Below are 17,933 nucleotides of genomic sequence, written 5' to 3'. Positions count from 1 at the left end.
GGGATGGGTCATGTTGCGGCGCGCGCGGCGCCTTCGGTGACGGCTTGGCGCAGTTTCTTTTCCAGCGCCTCTTGTTTCGGTTTGGCGTGAAGTTTCAGGCCGAACATATCCTTGACATAGAAGGTATCGACGACCTGTGCGCCATAGGTGGCGATCACGGCACTGGCAATATAGATGTTGTTGGCCGCAAGGGTGCGGGTCAGATCATAGAGCAGGCCGGGGCGGTCGCGGGTATCGACCTCGATGATCGTGTAGATGTCGGACCCTTCGTTGTCGAAGGTGATATGAGTGGGAAAGCGGAATTCGCGTTCGCGTTTCTTGACCTTGTCGCGGTCTTTCAGCGCCTCACGCGCGACGACTTCGCCCCTGAGCGTCTTGTCGATCATGGCGCGCAGGCGGGGCAGGCGGGCCTCGTCATAGGGGTGGCCATCGGCATCCTGCACCCAGAAGACGGCGGTGGCATAGCCATCCTTGGACGTATAGGTGCGGGCATCGACGACATTGGCGCCGACAAGGGCCAAGGCCCCCGCAAGACGCGAGAAGATGCCGGGGTGATCGGCCAGCGCAAAGGCGGCGCGGGTGGCGTCGCGATCGGGTTCGGGGTGCAGGTCGATGCGGATTTCATCGGCACCAAGGCCGCGCAGAAGGCGGGCGAAGACGGCTTGGGTTTCGGTGGTCAGGCCCTGCCAATAGGGGGGGTAGTGCCGGGCCAGTTCGGCGCGCAGATCGGCGGCGGGCCAGTCGGACAGAGTTTCGCGCAGTTCGCGCTTTGATTCATTCTCGCGCTTGTCGCGGTTGACGTTTTCCAGCCCGTTTTCCAGCGCCTCGGCGGTCAGGGCGTAAAGCCTGCGCAAGAGCATGGCTTTCCAGTTGTTCCAGGTGCCGGGGCCGACGCCGCGGATGTCGCAGACGGTCAGCACGGTCAAGAGATCAAGCCGTTTCTTGGTTTTCACCGCCTTGGCAAAGTCGCGCACGGTGCGCGGGTCGCCGATATCGCGCTTTTGCGCCATGTCGGACATCAAGAGGTGATAGCGCACCAGCCATTCGGCGGTATCACATTCCTCGGCTGTCAGGCCAAGGCGGGGGGCGATGCGGCGGGTCATCTGGGCGCCAAGGATCGAGTGATCTTCGGGGCGGCCCTTGCCGATGTCATGCAACAGGGTGGCCAGATAGAGCACCTTGCGGTTCACGCCTTCTTTCAGGATGCCGCTGGCGACGGGCAGTTCTTCGACCAGTTCGCCGCGTTCGATCTGGGCCAGAATCGAGACGCATTGGATGATGTGTTCATCGACGGTGTAGTGATGATAGACGTTGAATTGCATCATCGCCACGATGGCTTCGAATTCGGGGATGAAGGCCCCCAGCACGCCCAATTCGTTCATCCGCCGCAGGGCGCGTTCGGGGTTGCCGTGTTTGAGCAACAGATCAAGGAAGATGCGCACGGCTTCGGGGTTGGTGCGCATGTCATCATCGATCAGGTCAAGATTGGCCGCGATCAGGCGCATCACATTGGGATGCAAGAGATAGCCGGTGCGCAGGCCCTCTTCAAAGATGCGCAGCAGGTTCAGCTTGTCTTGCAAAAAGCTGTTGGCATCGCTGATGTCGATGCGGCCCTGAACAACGGTATAGCCCGGTTTCACCCGCTTGCGGCGTTTGAAAAAGCCCAACAGATTGGCCTCGGGCTTGGCGTGGCGGGCTTCAAGCTCGGTCAGGAAGATGCGGGTCAGTTCGCCGACGCGGGTGGCATGGCGGAAATAATCCTGCATGAAGATTTCCACGCCCCGGCGGCCGCCGGCATCGATATAGCCCATGCGGGCGGCGACCTCGACTTGCAGGTCAAAGGTCAGCTGGTCGATCGGACGGCCGGTGATGTAATGCAGGTGGCAGCGCACGGCCCAGAGGAAATCTTCGGCGCGGCGGAAGGTTTCATATTCTTCGGGCCGGAACAGGCCGACCTGCACCAATTCGCGGGCGGCCCCGACGCGGTGCAGATATTTGCCGATCCAATACAGGGTTTGCAGGTCGCGCAGACCGCCCTTGCCCTCTTTGACGTTGGGTTCCAGCACATAGCGCTGGCCGCCTTGGCGTTTGTGCCGCTCGGCCCGCTCGGCCAGCTTGGCCTCGATGAATTGGGGGCCGGTGTTCTTGAACAGCTCGGCCCACAGTTTGTCGCCCAGTTCGGTGGCCAGCGGTTCATGTCCGGTGACAAAGCGGTGTTCCAGCAGGGCGGTGCGGATGGTGATGTCTTCGCGGCCCAGACGCAGGCAGTCTTTGACCGTGCGGGTGGAATGGCCGACCTTCAGTTTCAGATCCCACAGCATATACAGCATCGATTCGACGACGCTTTCGGCCCAGGGGGTGGTTTTCCACGGGGTCAGGAACAGCAGATCGACATCAGAGGCCGGGGCCATTTCGGCGCGGCCATAGCCGCCAACGGCCAGAACGGCGATGCGTTCGGATTCGGTGGGGTTGGGCAGCGGGTGCAGGTGTTGGGTGGCGACGTCAAGCGCCACGGTCACAAGGCCATCGGTCAGGAAGGATTGCGCGCTGACAAGGGCGCGGGCAGCCAGGGGGGCGCGGGAAAAGGCCTCGGCCAGGGCGGCATTGGCGCTGCTGCGCGCCTGCGCCATGTGGCGCACGGCAATGGTGCGGATGTCTTTGGCGGCCTCGGGGCCAGAGTCGGTGGTGGCGATTTCGCTGCTGATGGCCTGCAAGATCCTGCCCGCGTCGATGATGGATGCGGCGGGCAGGATCGTTTCGGTCGGGTCCGACAGCGGTGCAAGAACGGTGGCGGTGCCCCTCATGGCTGGATCAGAACCCCGCGCCGCCAAAGCTGCGGGGCGCCGGATCGATGATGACAACCTGATTGTTCCGGATTTGCGCCACGGCGAGGCCGCGGTCGTTCAGCCCGTCGCTGCGCAGACGGAAGATGCCATTCACGCCGACAAAGCCTGCGCCCGTGGTCAGCGCCGCCCCGGTCAGCGCGTTGGCCTTGCCCTGTTTGACCAAAGCCCCAATCGCGGCGATGCCATCATAGGCAAGGCCGGAAATCGGATGCGGGGCCTCGCCAAAGGCGGTTTGATAGCGGCTTTGATATTGCTGGTAGAGGTTGGGATCGGGCAGGGCGAACCAACCGCCCTGCACACCCGGAAGGGCCAGCGTGGCCGAGGGGATATCCCAGCGGGTGAGGCCGATGAACTGGGTGGCGGCAGGGCCCATGCCGTTGTCCGCCAGCAACTGGCTGATCAAGGGCAACGCACCCGCGGTGTCGGCTGTCATGAACAGGGCCTGGGCATTGTTGGCCCGCGCCGCGGCGGCGATTTGCGGGGCGGCCTGCACCACGCCGTTTTGCGAAAAGGCATAAGATCCGACGGCCACGACCGAGCCCCCGGCCCGGGCCACGCCCTGTTCGATCGCGGCGCGGCCGATCTGGCCTGCCTGATTCTGATCATGCACGATCATGATCCGCGACTTGCCCTGACGCACGGCAAAGCTGGCCAGCCGGACGGCGGTGTTCTGAAAGGTGGGGCCAAGGATGAAGACATTGCCGCCGGCGATGTCTGGGTTGTTGGAAAACGCCAGCACATTCACACCGCGCGAGGCTGCCGCCACACCGGCGGCATTCGCCTCTTGCGCAAAGACCGGGCCAAGAATGATCTTGGCGCCGTCATCAATCGCCTTGGTGGCCATGGCCTGCGCCTGGCCGGGCTGCCCTGCGGTGTTGTAAACGCGCAGGTCGATCTTGATCGAACCAAGGTCGGAAATCGCCAGACGGGCCGCGTTCTGCAACGACCGGGCCAGCAATTCATCGCTGGCCTGACCCGAGCCTGACGGCACCAGAAGCGCGACGGGAATCGGGGCCGACGGGTCCACTGCCGGGCCGCCACGGGTGGCGGTGGTGGGTTGGCAGGCAGCAAGGGCCATGGTGGTCACGACAATGGCTACTCGGCCCATCGACTTGCGGGCACGGTTTAAAAGCGACAACATGGAAACTCCCTTCCCAACGGCCTTGGTCACACTTGGCCGAACTTACGGGCAACGCGGGGGGAAGTAAACTTGCGAGGCGTATCATCCATGAGCTCTGGCACCCTATCGCCCGGACCGGTTTCCTATACGCAGTCAGAGGCGCGCACCATCGCGCCGGGGCTGCATTTCGTCTCGACCCCCATCGGGGCGGCGCGCGACATCACCCTGCGGGCGCTGGACCTGCTGGCGGGGGCCGATGTGCTGGCCGCCGAAGATACCCGCAGCCTGCGGCATCTGATGGAAATACACGGCCTGTCCTTGGGCGGTCGCCCCTTGATTGCCTATCATGAACATAACGAGGGACAGGCCCTGCCACGCCTGCTGCGCGCGCTGGAGGAGGGCAAGTCGGTGGTCTATGCCTCGGAAGCCGGGACGCCGCTGGTGTCAGACCCCGGTTTCGGCCTGGCCCGGGCGGTGATCGCCGCCGGATTGCCGTTGACAGCAGCGCCCGGCCCTTCGGCGGTGCTGTGCGCCCTGACAGTCTCTGGCCTGCCATCAGACCGGTTCCTGTTTGCCGGATTCGTCCCCAGTGCCGCAGGGGCGCGGCGAAGCTTTCTGCAAGACCTGGCCAACAGCTCGGCGACCCTGATCCTGTATGACTCGCCAAAACGCGTTAGGGAAACATTAGCGGAAATGGTGTCATGCTTTGGAAAAGAGAGGGAAGCGGCGCTGTGCCGCGAACTGACCAAACGATTTGAAGAAGTCTGTCGTGGGCGACTGGAAGATCTGGCCGCCGAATTCGCGGATCGGGATGTGAAGGGCGAAATCGTCTTGGTGATCGACAGGGCCCCGGCACAAGAGGCGGCCGCGGAAACGGTTGAGGCTGCGTTGGAGATGGCGATGGCAACGATGTCGATGAAAGATGCCGCTGCGGCCGTTGCCGAAGCCTATGGCCTGCCCCGGCGGCAGGTCTATCAGATGGCACTGGGGAAGGGGTCAAGATGAGTGGTCAGAGATCCTATCACGCGGGGCGCGTCGCGGAAGATCAGGTGGCGGCACGCTATGCCCATCTGGGCGCAGATGTGTGCGCGCGGCGCTGGCGGGGCCGGTCTGGCGAGATTGATCTGATTGCCCGCGACGGGGCGCAGGTGATTTTCATCGAGGTCAAGCAAAGCCGCAGCCATGCCCGCGCGGCAGAAAGCCTGTCTGCCCGCCAGATGGCCCGCATCTGTGCCTCGGCCAGTGAGTTTCTGGGGGGGGAGCCTGCGGGGCAGAACACGGAGTGTCGCTTTGATCTGGCGTTGGTGGATGCGATGGGGCGGATCGAGATCATGGAAAACGCTTTCGCCGCCTGATTGTTTGCATCTTTCCTGCGAATAGGCCAATGCTTGGGGCCGTTTCAGGAGGGTGACAGATGCCTTTGAAGGTTGCTTTGCAGATGGACCCGATCGGGTCGGTCAACATAGAGGCGGACAGCACGTTCCGCATTGCGCTGGAGGCGCAGGCGCGCGGTCATAGCCTGTTCTTTTACACGCCTGATCGGCTGGCCTTTGTCGAAGGGCGGGTGATGGCGCGGGGCTGGCCGATCGAGCTGCGGCGCGAGATTGGCAACCATGTCACCCTTGGCACCGAAACAGAGGCTGATCTGGCCGAATTCGACGTGGTCTGGCTGCGGCAGGATCCGCCGTTTGACATGGGCTATATCACGACAACGCATCTGTTGGAGATGATCCACCCCAAGACCCTGGTGGTGAATGACCCGTTCTGGGTGCGCAACAGCCCTGAAAAGCTGCTGGTCCTGCGGTTTGCCGATTTGACGCCGCCTACGGCGATTGCGCGGGATCTGGCGACGATTCGGGCGTTCAAGGCGCGCCATGGCGATATCATTCTGAAGCCGCTGTATGGGAATGGCGGGGCTGGCGTGTTCCGGTTGGATCAGAATGATCGCAACCTGTCGTCGCTTTATGAGTTGTTCACCGGGATGAGCCGGGAGCCGATGATCGTGCAGAAGTTTTTGCCTGCCGTCGCCCAAGGGGACAAGCGGGTGATTCTGGTTGATGGCGCGCCGGTTGGCGCGATCAACCGCGTGCCACAAGCGGGCGAAACCCGGTCAAACATGCATGTGGGGGGGCGGCCCGAAAAGATTGGCCTGACCGAGCGCGATCTGGAGATCTGCCGCCGCATTGGTCCGGTTCTGAAAGAGAAGGGGCAGGTTTTCGTCGGCATTGACGTCATCGGTGACTGGCTGACCGAAATCAACGTGACTTCGCCCACGGGTCTGCAAGAGTTGGAGCGGTTTGACGGCACCAATGCGGCTGAGAAGATCTGGCAGGTGATCGAGGCAAAGCGGGGTCTGTAAGATCCCCGTGCTTCGGATGAAGACGGCCCGCACGGCGACGCGCGGGCCAAATTTTTTGGAAAAAATTTGACCGGACCGTGGAACGGTCCGGCGGCCCCAGATCAGCCGGCGACCTTGGCGATGGCGGCGGCCAGCACCGGCACGGTTTGGGCGTTCAGCCCGGCGATGTTGATCCGCGAATCACCCACCATGTAGATCGCATGTTCTTCGCGCAGGCGGATCACCTGATCCTCGGTCAGGCCAAGGCGGCTGAACATGCCGCGGTGATCGGCCACGAAATCGAAGCGGTCGGAATTGGTGGCCTTGCGCAATTCTGCGGCCAGCTGGGTGCGCAGGCCCAGCATGTTCTGCCGCACCTCCTCCAGTTCGGCCTTCCAGTCGGCGGTCAGGGCCGCATCCTCCAGGATCATCGTCACAAGCCGGGCGCCGTGATCGGGGGGGAAGCTGTAGTTCTGGCGGTTCAGGAAGTTCAGGTTGCCTTGCACCACTGCCTTGCGGTCTACCGAGGTCAGCGCGATCAGGATACCTGTCCGTTCACGGTAGATGCCGAAGTTCTTGGAGCATGAGGCGGCGATCAGCACCTCGGGGAAGCCGTTGGCGACCAGCCGGGTGGCGGCGGCGTCTTCTTCCAGCCCGTCGCCAAAGCCCTGATAGGCCAGATCGACCATCGGCACCGCCCCCTTGGCGGCCAAGAGGGTGACCACCTGTTGCCATTGGTCGGTGTTCAGGTTGGCGCCGGTCGGGTTGTGGCAGCAGCCGTGCAGCAGAACCACATCCCCCTTGGCCACCTTGGCCAGATCTTCCATCACGCCTGCAAAATCGACACCGCGGGTTTCAGCGTCGAAATAGCGGTATTCGGCCATTTTCATGCCGAGGTATTTGATGATGGACGGATGGTTTGGCCAGGTTGGCGCGGAAATCCAGACGGTGGCATTCGGGGTGGCCAGTTTGATCAGTTCCAGCGCCTGACGGATGGCGCCGGTGCCCCCCGGTGTGGCAACCGAGGCGGCACGGTCGGCCCAGCCTTCGCCCAAGATCATCCCGACCATGGCGGCGTTATAGGCAGGCTCGCCCGCCAGGCCCGTGTAGGTCTTGGTCTTTTCCGTGTCCCACAGCTTTTTCTCGGCCGCCTTGACGGCGCGCATGACGGGGGTCAGGCCGGTGGCATCCTTATAGACGCCGACGCCAAGGTCGATCTTTCCATCGCGCGGATCGTCGCGATACAGGGCGATCAGTTGCAGGATCTTGTCCTGCGGCTGGGGATTCAGGGCTTCGAGCATCTGGCTTATCCTTTGGCGACGGCAAGGTCTTCGTACATGCCCCATTCGGCCCAAGAACCGTCATAGAGCCCGTGGTTGCGGTGCCCGACCCGTTCAAGGGCAAGGCTGATGATCGCGGCCGTGACACCTGAGCCGCAAGAGGTGATCGCCGGTTTCGACAGATCGACCGCTGCTGCGGCAAAGACCTGCATCAACTGATCGGCGGGTTTCATCGTGCCGTCGGCGTCCAACAGCGTGGCAAAGGGAATGTTCTTTGACCCCGGAATATGACCCGAGCGCAGGCCGGGCCGGGGTTCGGGCACATCGCCCCGAAAACGCGGGGCCGCGCGGGCATCAAGGATTTCGGCCTGTGCCAGTTTGGCGGCGTGCGCTACTTGGGTTACGTCCTTGACCAGATGGTTCTGGCGGCTGACCGTCATATGCCGGTCTTTGACGATGGGCGGCATATCCTCGGTCTCGCGCCCTTCGGCCCGCCATTTGGGCAGGCCACCGTCCAGCACGGCCACATCCATCTTGCCCATCAGGCGGAACAGCCACCAGACACGGGCTGCCGAAAACAGGCCCGCACCATCGTAAACCACCACCTGATGGCCGTCGCCAATGCCCATGGCGCGCAGGCGGCTCATGAATTTTTCGGTGGGCGGGGCCATGTGCGGCAGGTTTGACCGCTGGTCGCTGATGTCGTCGATGTCAAAGAAGCGTGCGCCGGGGATATGGGCGGCGTCATATTCGGCGCGCGCATTGCGGCCGGCATCGGGCAGATACCAGCTGGCATCGACAACCCGCAGATCGGGGTCTTTCAGATGGGCGGCAAGCCAGTCTGTCGACACAAGCGTTTTCGGATCGTCCGGGGGGGACGGTGCGACGAGGTTTGTCATGGGCCATTCTCCTCTGCGCGGGTCTGTGCGGGGATATATCGCCTGAAATTGCAGGGCAAGGCCGCAATCAGGGCCCGGCCCGATGCTTAGTCGCGGAAGCTGTGTTTCAGCAGGCGGCTCTTTTCGCGGTCCCAGTCGCGCTTGGCGCTGGTTTCGCGTTTGTCGGCCAGTTTCTTGCCCTTGGCGACGCCCAGCTTGATCTTTACCATGCCGCGATCATTGAAATACATCGTAATCGGCACGATGGTCATGCCTTCGCGGGCCGTGGCGTTCCACAGGCGTGACAATTCTTTCTTTGACACCAACAGCTTGCGGCGTCGGCGTTCTTCGTGGCCCCAGGTTTTGGCCTGACCATACGGGGCGATATAGCCGTTGATCAGCCACAATTCCCCGCCTTCGACCGAGGCATAGCTTTCTCCGATATTGGCCCCGCCCTGGCGCAAGGACTTGACCTCTGAGCCTTGAAGGATGATGCCAGCCTCAAGATCGGATTCGATATGATAGTCGAACCGCGCCCGGCGGTTTTCGGCGATCAGTTTGGAATTTGGGTCAGATTTTGTGGCCATGATCGCCTCCAGATAGGCGAGACTTGGCGCCAAGTCCAGATCGGGGTGGGGAATGATCCTTCAGATTGTCATCGGTTCGGGCCTGTTGCTGTTGTCGATCGTGATTGCGGCAAGCTCGGCTTTGGTGCTGGAATGGCTGTTTCAGGCGGCCAATCCGTGGTTGATGCGCGAACCGCACCGGCCCAAGCTGGTGTTGCTGCTGATCGGGGTTTCGGTCTGGGTGTTGGGGGTGATCACCGCTGGGGTCTGGCTGTGGGCCTTTGTGTTTCTGGCGGTGGGGGCGCTGCCCACGCTGGAAGAGGCCGTCTATTTCTCGCTGGTGTCCTATACCACGCTTGGGTTTGGCGATGTGCTGTTGCCACGCGAATGGCGCATCCTGTCGGGTATGGCGGGGGCCAACGGGTTCTTGAACTTTGGCCTGCTGACCGCCCTGATGGTCGAGGCGTTGCGCCATGTGCGCGTCGGCCAGCATGAGGTGCGGCGGCAGAAACGCTAGGCGCGGCGTCGGTTGCTGCGCGCCAGCGTGTAGATGCCCGAGGCCACGATCAGCGCCGAGCCCAGCAGTGTGGGCAGATCAGGGCGTTCGCCAAAAACCAGCACGGCAAGGATCAGCGCAAAGATCAGGCGGGTATAGCGAAAGGGCGTGACGAAAGAGATTTCGCCCGTGCGCATCGCCGAGGTCAGCGCGTGATAGGCCAGTATGGCAAAGGTGGCGGTGCCTGCCAGCAGGCCCAGACCGCGCAGATCGGGCAGGGTGGCCCCACCGCTGATGGCCAGCAGGGTGGCCCCCGCCAGTGCCAGCATGGCAAAGCCCGCCAGCCCCAACTGGCGGTTCGACAGCACCTTGGGGGCCGCGCGGGTGGCCAGATCGCGCCCGGCAAAGCCGATCATCCCGGCCACTGCCAAAAGCGACATCAGCGAAAAGCCCTGAAGCCCCGGGCGCAGGATGATCAGCACACCGGCAAAGCCCACCATCACCGCCGACCAACGCCGCCAGCCGACCTTTTCGCCAAAAAGAACGGCGGCACTGGCGACCACCAGCAGGGGGGTGGCCTGCAAGATGGCCGAGGTGGTGGACAAAGGCGTCAGCGCGATGGCCAGCGAATAGAACAGCCGGCCCGCCACCTCAAAGCCTGAGCGGATGATCAGCGCGGGGTGTAGAAAGGCGCGGGGCAACGGGGCCTCGCCGCGCCGGGCGGCCATCAGGCCAAAGGTCACGATACCGCACAGGCCCACGATCAGGATCACTTGCCCCAGCGGCATTTGCCGGGCCGCGGCTTTCAGGAACATATCTTCAACCGCAAAGCCCGCCATGGCGGCCACCATAAAGGCCGCGCCGCGCAAGTTGTCATTCAGGGGCATGGGTCTGGTCCTTGATTTGGCGCATCTGGCGGTGCGGCCCACGAAAGGTCAAGGCCAAGGCGGCACAATTGTAAACGCAAAAGAAAACGCCGCCAATCCGGGTGGGATCAGCGGCGCAATGTTGGAATTTGGCACAGGATCAGTTCAGGATGCCTGCGTGGCGCATCGCGGCCTTGATCTTGTCTTTGGTGCCATCGGTCAGGCCGACCAGCGGCAGGCGCACATCTTCGGTGCACAGGCCCAACAGCGACAGGCCGTATTTTGCCCCGACAAGGCCCGGTTCGATAAAGATCGCCTCGTGCAGCGGCATCAACCGGTCCTGATACTCCAGCGCCTTGGCGAAATCGCCGGCCAGCGTGGCCTCTTGGAATTCGGCGCACAGGCGCGGGGCGACATTGGCGGTGACCGAGATGCAGCCGGTGCCGCCATGGGCGTTAAAGCCAAGCGCCGTGGCGTCTTCGCCCGACAGCTGGATGAAATCCTTGCCGCAGCTGGCGCGCTGCATGCTGACCCGTTCGATCTTGCCCGTGGCATCCTTGACGCCAATGATGCGCGGCAGTTGCGCCAGCCGGCCCATGGTTTCGGGCGACATATCCACGACCGACCGGCCGGGGATGTTGTAGATCACGATGGGCAGGGTGCAGCAGTCATGCAGCGCCTTGAAATGTTCAAAAAGGCCCGCTTGCGTGGGTTTGTTGTAATAGGGGGTCACCACCAGCGCGGCATCGGCCCCCACCTTTTCGGCGTGGCGGATCAGGCGGATGCCTTCGACCGTGTAGTTCGAACCCGCACCCGCCACCACCGGCACCCGGCCTGCGGCGAATTTCACCACGGCCTCTACCACGGCTTCATGCTCTTCATGGCTCAGCGTGGGGCTTTCGCCCGTGGTGCCAACGGGCACCAGGGCATGCGAGCCTTCGGCGATATGCCAGTCGACAAGTTTTTTCAGCGCATCCATATCAACGTCGCCGTTCTTGAACGGCGTCACCAGGGCAGGCATGGACCCCTTGAGCATGGCACGCGTCTCCTCTTCGTCGGCATCAGCCCTGTGGCTGAGTCGCCTGTTGCAAACCGGCCTTTCCCTTAAAGCGCGCAGGGGCAATTGCCAAGCGGGGGCTTGCCGGGGGCGTTTGCGATGACAGGATCGTGGCTTGTCGGCCATGGGCGCATTTGGCAGAGTCGCGGCATGAGCAGAACAAGACCGCAAAAGATGGCGGGGCTGATGGCCCCTTTTGCGCTGACGATGACCATCGTCGCGCCAGTGCAGGCTGATGAAGTGCAGGCGATGAAAACCGCGCTGCAACTGGTGGCGGGCCGGGATTGGGATGGCGCCTTGCGCGTGGCCCCGTCGGGCGTAGCGCGCGATGTCATCGAATGGCAGCGCCTGCGTGCGGGTGAGGGGCTGCTGGGCGATTATGAGGCCTTTTTGCAGCGTCGCGCCGATTGGCCGGGCCTGCCCTATCTGAAAGAGCAGGGCGAGGTCGCGGTGGCGCGGTCGAGCACGCCCGAGCGGGTGATAGGTTATTTCACCACCCATGCCCCCGAAACCGGTGCGGGGGCGGTGGCCCTGGTGCGGGCCTTGCAGGCGGCGGGGCGGGTGGCCGAGGCCGAGGATGCGGCGATGAAGGCCTGGGCCAGCCTGCCGTTTTCGGCCGAGGATGAAGCCGATCTGCTGGCGCTGGCGGGTGAGAGTCTGGCGCTTGTGCATGAGGTGCGGCTGGATCGTCTGCTGTGGGAAGGCCGCAGTGCCGAGGCGAACCGGATGCTGCCGCGGGTGGATGGCGGATGGCAGGCGCTGGCACGGGCGCGGCTGGCGTTGCAGAGCGATGCCAAGGGGGTGAACGCGCTGATTGATGCCGTGCCTGCGGCGCGCGCCGGGGATGCCGGGCTGGCCTATGACCGGTTCATCTGGCGCATGAAGCGTGATCTTTACGATGGTGCCCTGCCGCTGATCCTTGATCGCAGCAGTTCGGCCAGTGCCTTGGGCATGCCCGAAGAATGGGCGCCGCGCCGGGCCATTCTGACGCGCTGGCTGATGCGGCAAGACCGCCCGGCCGAGGCGTATCGCGTGGCGTCCCAGCATCACCTGACCAGTGGCGGGGCCTATGCCGATCTGGAATTTCTGTCGGGCTTTATCGCGCTGCGGCGGTTGAAGGATCCGGCCAAGGCGCTGACCCATTTTCAGCATCTTGAGGCCGGTGTTTCGACGCCGATTTCGCTGGCGCGTGCCTTTTATTGGCAGGGCCGCGCGCATCAGGCCGCGGGGGCTGTCGAGGCGGCCAATGCCGCCTATGCCAAGGCCGCGCAGCACCAGACGGCCTATTACGGTTTGCTGGCAGCGGAACGGCTGGGGCGCGATCTGGACCCGGCGCTGCTGTCTGACGCCCGGCCTGCCGATTGGCGGCAAGCGGGCTGGACACGGTCTTCGGTGCATCAGGCGGCGCTGGTGCTGTTGCAGGCGGGTGATCTGACACAGGCCAAGCGGTTCTGGCTGCATCTGGCCGAAAGCCAGGATGCCACGGGGCTGGCGCAGATGGGCGAGATGGCGCTGGCGCTGAACCAGCCGCATGTGGCGGTGCTGATCGGCAAGGCTGCGGCGGAACGGGGGGTCATTCTGACCCGCCCCTATTTCCCGGTGCCAGACCTTGTGCCCGATGGGCTGGCGGTCAGCCGGGCCTTTGCCTTGGCGATTGCGCGGCGCGAAAGCGAATTTGACCCTGCGGCGCGCAGCCATGCCGATGCGCGTGGGCTGATGCAGCTTTTGCCGGGCACGGCAAAACTGGTCGCGCCCAAAGCCGGTTTGCCGTTTGAACCATCGCGCCTGACGACCGACCCACGCTATAACGCGATTTTGGGCAGCCACTATCTGGCAGGGCTGGTCGAGGAATTCGGACCGTCGATCGCGCTTGTCGCCTCGGGCTATAATGCGGGGCCGGGGCGGCCCCGGCGCTGGATCGCGGAATATGGCGACCCGCGTCAGCCCGATGTGGATGTGGTGGATTGGGTCGAATCCATTCCGTTCAACGAAACCCGCACCTATGTGATGCGCGTGGTGGAAGGCATCGTGATCTACCGGGCCAAGTTGCGCGGCACGGCGGGGCCGGTGAATGTGACGGGCGAGTTGAAGGGCTGAGCCATGCTTAGCCCTGTTCGCGGATGCGTTGGCGCCACAGGGTGAACAGGCCCGCCGCCACCACGATGGCCGCGCCGATCACCACGTTGATGCGCAAAGCCTCGGCAAAGATCAGCACGCCAAGGGCCGAGGCAAAGACCAGTTGCAGATAGGCAAAGGGTTGAATGGCCGAGGCTTCGGCGACCTCATAGGCGCGGATCAACAGCCAGTGCGACAGCGCCGCACAGCAGCACAGCGCCAGCATCCAGCCCCAATCGGCGGGAAGCATCGGTTGCCAATGCCAGATGCCCACCAGTGTCATCAGCACCGCGCCAATCGTGCCCGTGTAAAAGAACGAAACCGATGCCGTGTCATAGCGCCCGACATAGCGCGTCAGCAGGCCATAGAGCGCAAACATCGTGGCCGCGGCCAGTGGGAACAAAGCGCCGGGGTCAAAGACGCCAACGCCGGGTTGCAGGATGATCAGCACGCCGACAAAGCCGATGCCAATGGCAGCCCAACGCCGCCAGCCCACCTTTTCGCCCAGCACCGGGCCGGACAGGGCGGCAATTAGCAGCGGATAGGTGGCAAAGACTGCATGGCTTTCGACAAGGCCGATATAGACAAACCCGGTGACCATCACGCAGATTTCCATGGCCAGCAGCAGGCTGCGAAAGATCTGCACCTTGGGGCGGGCTGACCGTGTGGCCGCGCGCAGCCCGCCCTTTGACCGGGCGGCAAGCGCGATCACAAAGGCCGCAAAGAACCAATAGCGGATCATCACGACCATCCAGACATTATAGCTGCTGGCCAGATGGCGCGACAGGGCGTCTTGCGTGGCAAAGACCACGGTGACGGCGATCATCAGGCCGATGCCCAGTCTGGTGTTTTGCTCAATGCTCATTCGGATGTTCCGGGGGGTGGGTCTTTTGCCCGCGTGTCATGTGGCGCTTGCGGCCATGGCCGGGCAGGCGTTCGACGGCAAAGCCCGCTTCGGCCAGCGCGCGGCGCACATGGCCTGCGGCGGTATAGGTGGCAAAGGTGCCGCCCGGTGCCGTATGGGCGCCAACGGCGGCCATCAGGTCAGGCGACCAAAGCTCGGGGTTCTTGGCGGGGGAAAAGCCATCCAGAAACCAGGCATCGGCCTGCCCCTGCCATTCGGGCAGGGTGCTGCGGGCATCGCCGCAGATCACGGTCAGATCCAGGCCCGGAAGGGCGATCTGCCGCGCGCCCGCCGCCCATTGCGTCAGGAAATCATCCGCCATGGCCCGCGCCTCGGGAAAGGCGTCCAGCGCGCGTGCGATCTCGGGCGCGGTCAGGGGGAAGGCTTCAAAGCTGGTGAAACGGATCGTGCCGGGGCGACCTGTGCCCGCCCAAGCCAGCCGTGTGGCCAGCATGTTCAGCCCGGTGCCAAAGCCCAGTTCGGCAATGTGAAAGCCGTCTTGCAGGCGACCTGGAAGGGCGTTGCCGGCCAGAAACACATGGCGGGTTTCGGCCAGCCCATCGGCCAGCGAAAAATACGGGTCGTCAAACCGGAGAGACACCGGAACGATGCCGTCTTTCCAGTCAAGCCCGCTGGGCGGGGTGGGGGGCTGTTCGTCTGGCGGCATTTCCACTACATCCTTGGCGGCTTTCATGGGCATGGGACAGGCAAATGGCAAGGGTCGATCTGACAGTGATGGGGGCGGGGATCTTTGGCCTTGCCTGCGCATGGGAGGCGTTGCGGCGCGGGGCGCGGGTGCGGGTGATCGAGTCTGTGGCGATTGGTGCAGGGTCTTCGGGGGGGCTGGTGGGGGCCTTGGCGCCGCATGTGCCGGAAAACTGGAACCCCAAAAAGCAGTTCCAACTGGAAAGCCTGCTGATGGCGCAGGGCTTTTGGCAGGGGGTGGCGGCGGCCTCGGGCCTCTCGCCCGGCTATGCGCGGCTGGGGCGCTGGCAGGTTTTGGCCGATGCCGAGGCGGTGGCCCGCGCCCAGGCCCGCGCCGATGAGGCCGCCGTGCTGTGGCGCGGGCAGGCCCTGTGGCGCGTTGTGCCCCTGAAAGGTGCGGCATGGGAGCCGGTCAGCCCCGCCGGTTTTCTGATCGAAGACACGCTGACCGCCCGGCTGCATCCGCGCATGGCGGCGGCGGCGCTGGTGGCGGCGATCCGCGCGCGGGGGGGCGAGGTGGTGCTGGGCGAGGCCGCGCCCGAGGGGGCGGTGATCTGGGCCACGGGCCATGCCGGTCTGGTCGATCTGAACGCGGCCTTGGGCAAGCGGGTTGGGTCGGGTGTCAAGGGCCAGTCGGCTTTGCTGCGTCTGGCCGTGCCTGACCAGCCGCAGATCTATGCCCCCGGCCTGCATGTCGTCCCGCATGAGGATGGCACCGTGGCCATCGGCTCAACCTCTGAAAACGAATGGGATGACGCCCGTTCGGTGGACGGGCAACTGGAGGAACTGCTGGCCAAGGCCGAGCAGGTTTGCCCGGCGCTGCACGGGGCCGAGGTGGTCGAGCGCTGGGCTGGTGTGCGCCCCCGCGCCCGCAGCCGCGCCCCGATGCTGGGCGCATGGCCGGGGCGGGCAGGGCAGTTCATTGCCAATGGTGGCTTCAAGATCGGCTTTGGCATGGCCCCCAAAGTGGCCGCCGTGATGGCCGATCTGGTGCTGGAAGGGCGCGATACCATTCCACAGGGGTTTCGCGTGGAAGACTGCCTTTAGGCGCTTACCCTGGCCGTTCGGCCTCGTGCCGCAGCACCTGCATCAATTCGGTCAGCACGGCGACGGATCGTGGGTCTTTCAACTGGCCCGCATCGTCAAAGGCATTCGCGCTGTCCGCGATCATCACCTCGGGTCCGGTGATCAGGCGGGGGCGAAACGGCGTCAGGCAGTGGCGCAGCGAAAACTGCGATCTCTCGCCCCCGGCCCGGCCTGCGGCGGCGGAAACGATGGCCACCGGCTTGTCAGCCCAAGGCCCGCCCTTGGTGCGGCTGACCCAATCCAGCGCATTTTTCAGAACGCCGGGCAGGTTCTTGTTGTATTCGGGCGTTGAAATCACGATTGCATCGGCCGCCTTGATCTGATCGGCCAGCTGCTGCACCGCCGGGGGAATGCCCTCGGCCTCTTCCAGATCGCCATCATAAAGCGGCAGGCGCAGATCCCCTTCGGCAAAGCGGGCAGGGGCGAACAGGCGCTTGGCTTCGTGCATCAGCTTGCGGTTGGTCGAGCCCGCGCGCAAGGCGCCACACAGGCCCAAAAGGGTAAGGTCGGTCATGGTCTCTCCTGCACTATTGCCCCCAAAGGGTAAGGGCGACTGGCCCGGTGGCAAGGTGGGTCAGCGAAACAGCGACAGGATCAGCGGCGCGATCATGGCTGTGGCAACGGCGTTCAGCGCCATGCCAAGGCCCGCAAAGGCCCCGGCGGTGGGGTTCACCTGAAAGGCCCGCGCCGTGCCGATGCCATGGCTGGTCACGCCCACGGCAAAGCCCCGCGCCCGCCAGTCGCGGATGCGCAAAAGGTTCAGCAAGGGCGTGGCCACAACGGCCCCGGTGATGCCCGTCAGGATCACCAAAACCGCCGTCAGCGTGGGCGAGCCGCCAAGCCCTTCGGAAATGCCGATTGCCACCGGGGCCGTGGCTGATTTCGGTGCCAGTGAGGCCAGGATCTGCCCATCAACCCCAAAGGCTGCGGCGATGGCCAGGGCCGACCCCGCCGCCGTGACCGAGGCGGTCAGCAGCGCGGCCAGCACCGGCAGCGCGGCCCTGCGCAGGCGCGACAGGTTATCAAGCAGCGGCAGGGCCAGCGCCACCGTGGCCGGGCCCAGCAGAAAATGCACGAACTGCGCGCCCTGAAAATAGGTGGCATAGGGGGTGGCGGTCAGATGCAGCAGAACGGCCAGCAGCGCCACGGCCAAAAGCACCGGATTGACCCAAGGCTTGCGCCCGGCGGCGCGAAAGGCGGCATCGCCCAAGGTATAGGCCGCCAGCGTTGCGGTCAGCCACAGCAGCGGGCCTTGGGACAGATAGCTCCAGATATCGGCAAAATCAGTCATTCTGCGCCTCTGCATCGCCCGCACCAGCGCCATCGGTCAGCCGGGCCACGGCCACAAAGGTCAGCGCGCCCACGCCAATGGCCAGCACGGTTGACACCAGAATGGCGGTCAGAATGGCCAGCGTCTGGCTGCCCAAGGTGGCAAGGTGGCCCACCACCCCCACCCCGGCAGGCACGAAAAGCAGCGACAAATGGGCCAGAATGCCTTGTGCAACAGGGCGCACCAGCGCCGTGATCCGGGCCGAGGCCAGCATCAGCCCCAAAAGCACGATCATGCCCAGCACGGGGCCGGGCAAGGGCAGGCCAGCGGCGCGGGCCAGCGCCTCGCCCGCCAATTGGCATGACAGGATCAACAACAGGGCGTGAAGCATGGATCTGGTCCTTTT

At 64.2% G+C, this 17,933-nt stretch carries 18 protein-coding genes; 6 read left to right on the top strand and 12 right to left on the bottom strand.

Annotated elements, in window-relative coordinates; genetic code table 11:
- Window positions 1-8 precede the first annotated feature (8 nt).
- Window positions 9-2,804, bottom strand: coding sequence for a [protein-PII] uridylyltransferase (locus V3C85_RS14195; RefSeq protein ID WP_331795821.1), 2,796 nt, complete (start codon window positions 2,802-2,804; stop codon window positions 9-11).
- A 7-nt stretch (window positions 2,805-2,811) separates the two neighbouring features.
- On the bottom strand, window positions 2,812-3,987 hold the full coding sequence (locus V3C85_RS14190; protein WP_331795819.1) for a penicillin-binding protein activator: 1,176 nt from the start codon (window positions 3,985-3,987) through the stop codon (window positions 2,812-2,814).
- A gap of 87 nt (window positions 3,988-4,074) precedes the next feature.
- On the opposite strand from V3C85_RS14190, the gene rsmI reads away from it, so the two are divergent.
- Genes rsmI through gshB form a run of 3 tightly spaced genes read left to right on the top strand, consistent with a single transcriptional unit; the run spans window position 4,075 to window position 6,325 of the window.
- Entirely contained in the window at window positions 4,075-4,971 is an 897-nt protein-coding gene (gene rsmI / locus V3C85_RS14185) for a 16S rRNA (cytidine(1402)-2'-O)-methyltransferase (RefSeq protein ID WP_331795817.1), read from the top strand.
- A complete protein-coding gene (locus V3C85_RS14180; RefSeq protein WP_331795815.1) occupies window positions 4,968-5,321 on the top strand; it encodes a YraN family protein in 354 nt (117 codons plus the stop codon). Before rsmI ends, V3C85_RS14180 begins: the two co-directional genes overlap by 4 nt.
- Window positions 5,322-5,380: 59 nt before the next feature.
- Window positions 5,381-6,325 carry a glutathione synthase gene (gshB, locus tag V3C85_RS14175; RefSeq protein ID WP_331795814.1) on the top strand — a complete coding sequence of 315 codons (945 nt, stop codon included), beginning with the start codon at window positions 5,381-5,383 and terminating at the stop codon, window positions 6,323-6,325.
- Window positions 6,326-6,426: 101 nt separating this feature from the next.
- Here the strand turns inward: gshB and V3C85_RS14170 are convergent, their stop codons facing one another.
- From V3C85_RS14170 to smpB, 3 genes are all read right to left on the bottom strand, one after another.
- Window positions 6,427-7,605, bottom strand: a complete 1,179-nt coding sequence (locus V3C85_RS14170) for an amino acid aminotransferase (RefSeq protein WP_331795812.1) — start codon at window positions 7,603-7,605, stop codon at window positions 6,427-6,429.
- 5 nt (window positions 7,606-7,610) lie between these two features.
- A complete protein-coding gene (gene sseA, locus V3C85_RS14165) occupies window positions 7,611-8,483 on the bottom strand; it encodes a 3-mercaptopyruvate sulfurtransferase (RefSeq protein ID WP_331795811.1) in 873 nt (290 codons plus the stop codon).
- 86 nt (window positions 8,484-8,569) lie between these two features.
- Entirely contained in the window at window positions 8,570-9,049 is a 480-nt protein-coding gene (gene smpB / locus V3C85_RS14160) for an SsrA-binding protein SmpB (RefSeq protein WP_331795810.1), read from the bottom strand.
- A 52-nt stretch (window positions 9,050-9,101) separates the two neighbouring features.
- Here smpB and V3C85_RS14155 point away from each other — a divergent pair, with 52 nt between their 5' ends.
- The gene (locus V3C85_RS14155; protein ID WP_331795809.1) at window positions 9,102-9,545 is read left to right on the top strand and encodes an ion channel; all 444 of its coding nucleotides are present in this window, start codon (window positions 9,102-9,104) and stop codon (window positions 9,543-9,545) included.
- Here the strand turns inward: V3C85_RS14155 and V3C85_RS14150 are convergent.
- Window positions 9,542-10,411, bottom strand: a complete 870-nt coding sequence (locus tag V3C85_RS14150) for a DMT family transporter (RefSeq protein ID WP_331795808.1) — start codon at window positions 10,409-10,411, stop codon at window positions 9,542-9,544. The genes V3C85_RS14155 and V3C85_RS14150 overlap by 4 nt on opposite strands.
- Window positions 10,412-10,550: 139 nt before the next feature.
- Window positions 10,551-11,426 carry a 4-hydroxy-tetrahydrodipicolinate synthase gene (gene dapA, locus V3C85_RS14145; protein WP_331795806.1) on the bottom strand — a complete coding sequence of 292 codons (876 nt, stop codon included), beginning with the start codon at window positions 11,424-11,426 and terminating at the stop codon, window positions 10,551-10,553.
- A gap of 171 nt (window positions 11,427-11,597) precedes the next feature.
- Here dapA and V3C85_RS14140 point away from each other — a divergent pair, with 171 nt between their 5' ends.
- Entirely contained in the window at window positions 11,598-13,544 is a 1,947-nt protein-coding gene (locus tag V3C85_RS14140) for a lytic transglycosylase domain-containing protein (protein ID WP_331795804.1), read from the top strand.
- A gap of 7 nt (window positions 13,545-13,551) precedes the next feature.
- On the opposite strand, the gene V3C85_RS14135 is transcribed toward V3C85_RS14140, so the two are convergent.
- Complete coding sequence (locus tag V3C85_RS14135; RefSeq protein ID WP_331795802.1) at window positions 13,552-14,427, bottom strand: DMT family transporter; 876 nt, start codon at window positions 14,425-14,427, stop codon at window positions 13,552-13,554.
- Complete coding sequence (gene mnmD / locus V3C85_RS14130) at window positions 14,417-15,133, bottom strand: tRNA (5-methylaminomethyl-2-thiouridine)(34)-methyltransferase MnmD (RefSeq protein WP_331796041.1); 717 nt, start codon at window positions 15,131-15,133, stop codon at window positions 14,417-14,419. The genes V3C85_RS14135 and mnmD overlap by 11 nt, the downstream gene beginning before the upstream one ends.
- A gap of 44 nt (window positions 15,134-15,177) precedes the next feature.
- On the opposite strand from mnmD, the gene V3C85_RS14125 reads away from it, so the two are divergent.
- Complete coding sequence (locus V3C85_RS14125; protein WP_331795801.1) at window positions 15,178-16,218, top strand: NAD(P)/FAD-dependent oxidoreductase; 1,041 nt, start codon at window positions 15,178-15,180, stop codon at window positions 16,216-16,218.
- A gap of 4 nt (window positions 16,219-16,222) precedes the next feature.
- On the opposite strand, the gene V3C85_RS14120 is transcribed toward V3C85_RS14125, so the two are convergent.
- Genes V3C85_RS14120 through V3C85_RS14110 form a run of 3 tightly spaced genes read right to left on the bottom strand, consistent with a single transcriptional unit; the run spans window position 16,223 to window position 17,918 of the window.
- A complete protein-coding gene (locus V3C85_RS14120) occupies window positions 16,223-16,771 on the bottom strand; it encodes an NADPH-dependent FMN reductase (RefSeq protein WP_331795800.1) in 549 nt (182 codons plus the stop codon).
- Between the two features lie 60 nt (window positions 16,772-16,831).
- Window positions 16,832-17,548, bottom strand: a complete 717-nt coding sequence (locus tag V3C85_RS14115) for an LrgB family protein (protein ID WP_331795799.1) — start codon at window positions 17,546-17,548, stop codon at window positions 16,832-16,834.
- On the bottom strand, window positions 17,541-17,918 hold the full coding sequence (locus V3C85_RS14110; RefSeq protein WP_331795798.1) for a CidA/LrgA family protein: 378 nt from the start codon (window positions 17,916-17,918) through the stop codon (window positions 17,541-17,543). The genes V3C85_RS14115 and V3C85_RS14110 overlap by 8 nt, the downstream gene beginning before the upstream one ends.
- Between the last annotated feature and the right edge of the window lie 15 nt (window positions 17,919-17,933).

The sequence above is a fragment of the Pseudotabrizicola sp. L79 genome (genome assembly GCF_036553525.1).
Taxonomy (GTDB): domain Bacteria; phylum Pseudomonadota; class Alphaproteobacteria; order Rhodobacterales; family Rhodobacteraceae; genus Pseudotabrizicola.
Note: the sequence above shows the minus strand (reverse complement) of the source record. Positions and strands in the feature narration are given on the sequence as shown.

Bases quoted from the DNA above. Each gene is read 5' to 3' on its own strand.
- V3C85_RS14155 (WP_331795809.1), top strand. From the start codon at position 9,102: ATGATCCTTCAGATTGTCATCGGTTCGGGCCTGTTGCTGTTGTCGATC.
- V3C85_RS14150 (WP_331795808.1), bottom strand. From the start codon at position 10,411: ATGCCCCTGAATGACAACTTGCGCGGCGCGGCCTTTATGGTGGCCGCC.
- mnmD (WP_331796041.1), bottom strand. From the start codon at position 15,133: ATGCCGCCAGACGAACAGCCCCCCACCCCGCCCAGCGGGCTTGACTGG.
- V3C85_RS14170 (WP_331795812.1), bottom strand. From the start codon at position 7,605: ATGCTCGAAGCCCTGAATCCCCAGCCGCAGGACAAGATCCTGCAACTG.
- V3C85_RS14110 (WP_331795798.1), bottom strand. From the start codon at position 17,918: ATGCTTCACGCCCTGTTGTTGATCCTGTCATGCCAATTGGCGGGCGAG.
- V3C85_RS14180 (WP_331795815.1), top strand. From the start codon at position 4,968: ATGAGTGGTCAGAGATCCTATCACGCGGGGCGCGTCGCGGAAGATCAG.
- smpB (WP_331795810.1), bottom strand. From the start codon at position 9,049: ATGGCCACAAAATCTGACCCAAATTCCAAACTGATCGCCGAAAACCGC.
- dapA (WP_331795806.1), bottom strand. From the start codon at position 11,426: ATGCTCAAGGGGTCCATGCCTGCCCTGGTGACGCCGTTCAAGAACGGC.
- sseA (WP_331795811.1), bottom strand. From the start codon at position 8,483: ATGACAAACCTCGTCGCACCGTCCCCCCCGGACGATCCGAAAACGCTT.
- V3C85_RS14135 (WP_331795802.1), bottom strand. From the start codon at position 14,427: ATGAGCATTGAGCAAAACACCAGACTGGGCATCGGCCTGATGATCGCC.
- V3C85_RS14140 (WP_331795804.1), top strand. From the start codon at position 11,598: ATGAGCAGAACAAGACCGCAAAAGATGGCGGGGCTGATGGCCCCTTTT.
- V3C85_RS14120 (WP_331795800.1), bottom strand. From the start codon at position 16,771: ATGACCGACCTTACCCTTTTGGGCCTGTGTGGCGCCTTGCGCGCGGGC.
- V3C85_RS14125 (WP_331795801.1), top strand. From the start codon at position 15,178: ATGGCAAGGGTCGATCTGACAGTGATGGGGGCGGGGATCTTTGGCCTT.
- V3C85_RS14195 (WP_331795821.1), bottom strand. From the start codon at position 2,804: ATGAGGGGCACCGCCACCGTTCTTGCACCGCTGTCGGACCCGACCGAA.
- rsmI (WP_331795817.1), top strand. From the start codon at position 4,075: ATGAGCTCTGGCACCCTATCGCCCGGACCGGTTTCCTATACGCAGTCA.
- gshB (WP_331795814.1), top strand. From the start codon at position 5,381: ATGCCTTTGAAGGTTGCTTTGCAGATGGACCCGATCGGGTCGGTCAAC.
- V3C85_RS14115 (WP_331795799.1), bottom strand. From the start codon at position 17,548: ATGACTGATTTTGCCGATATCTGGAGCTATCTGTCCCAAGGCCCGCTG.
- V3C85_RS14190 (WP_331795819.1), bottom strand. From the start codon at position 3,987: ATGTTGTCGCTTTTAAACCGTGCCCGCAAGTCGATGGGCCGAGTAGCC.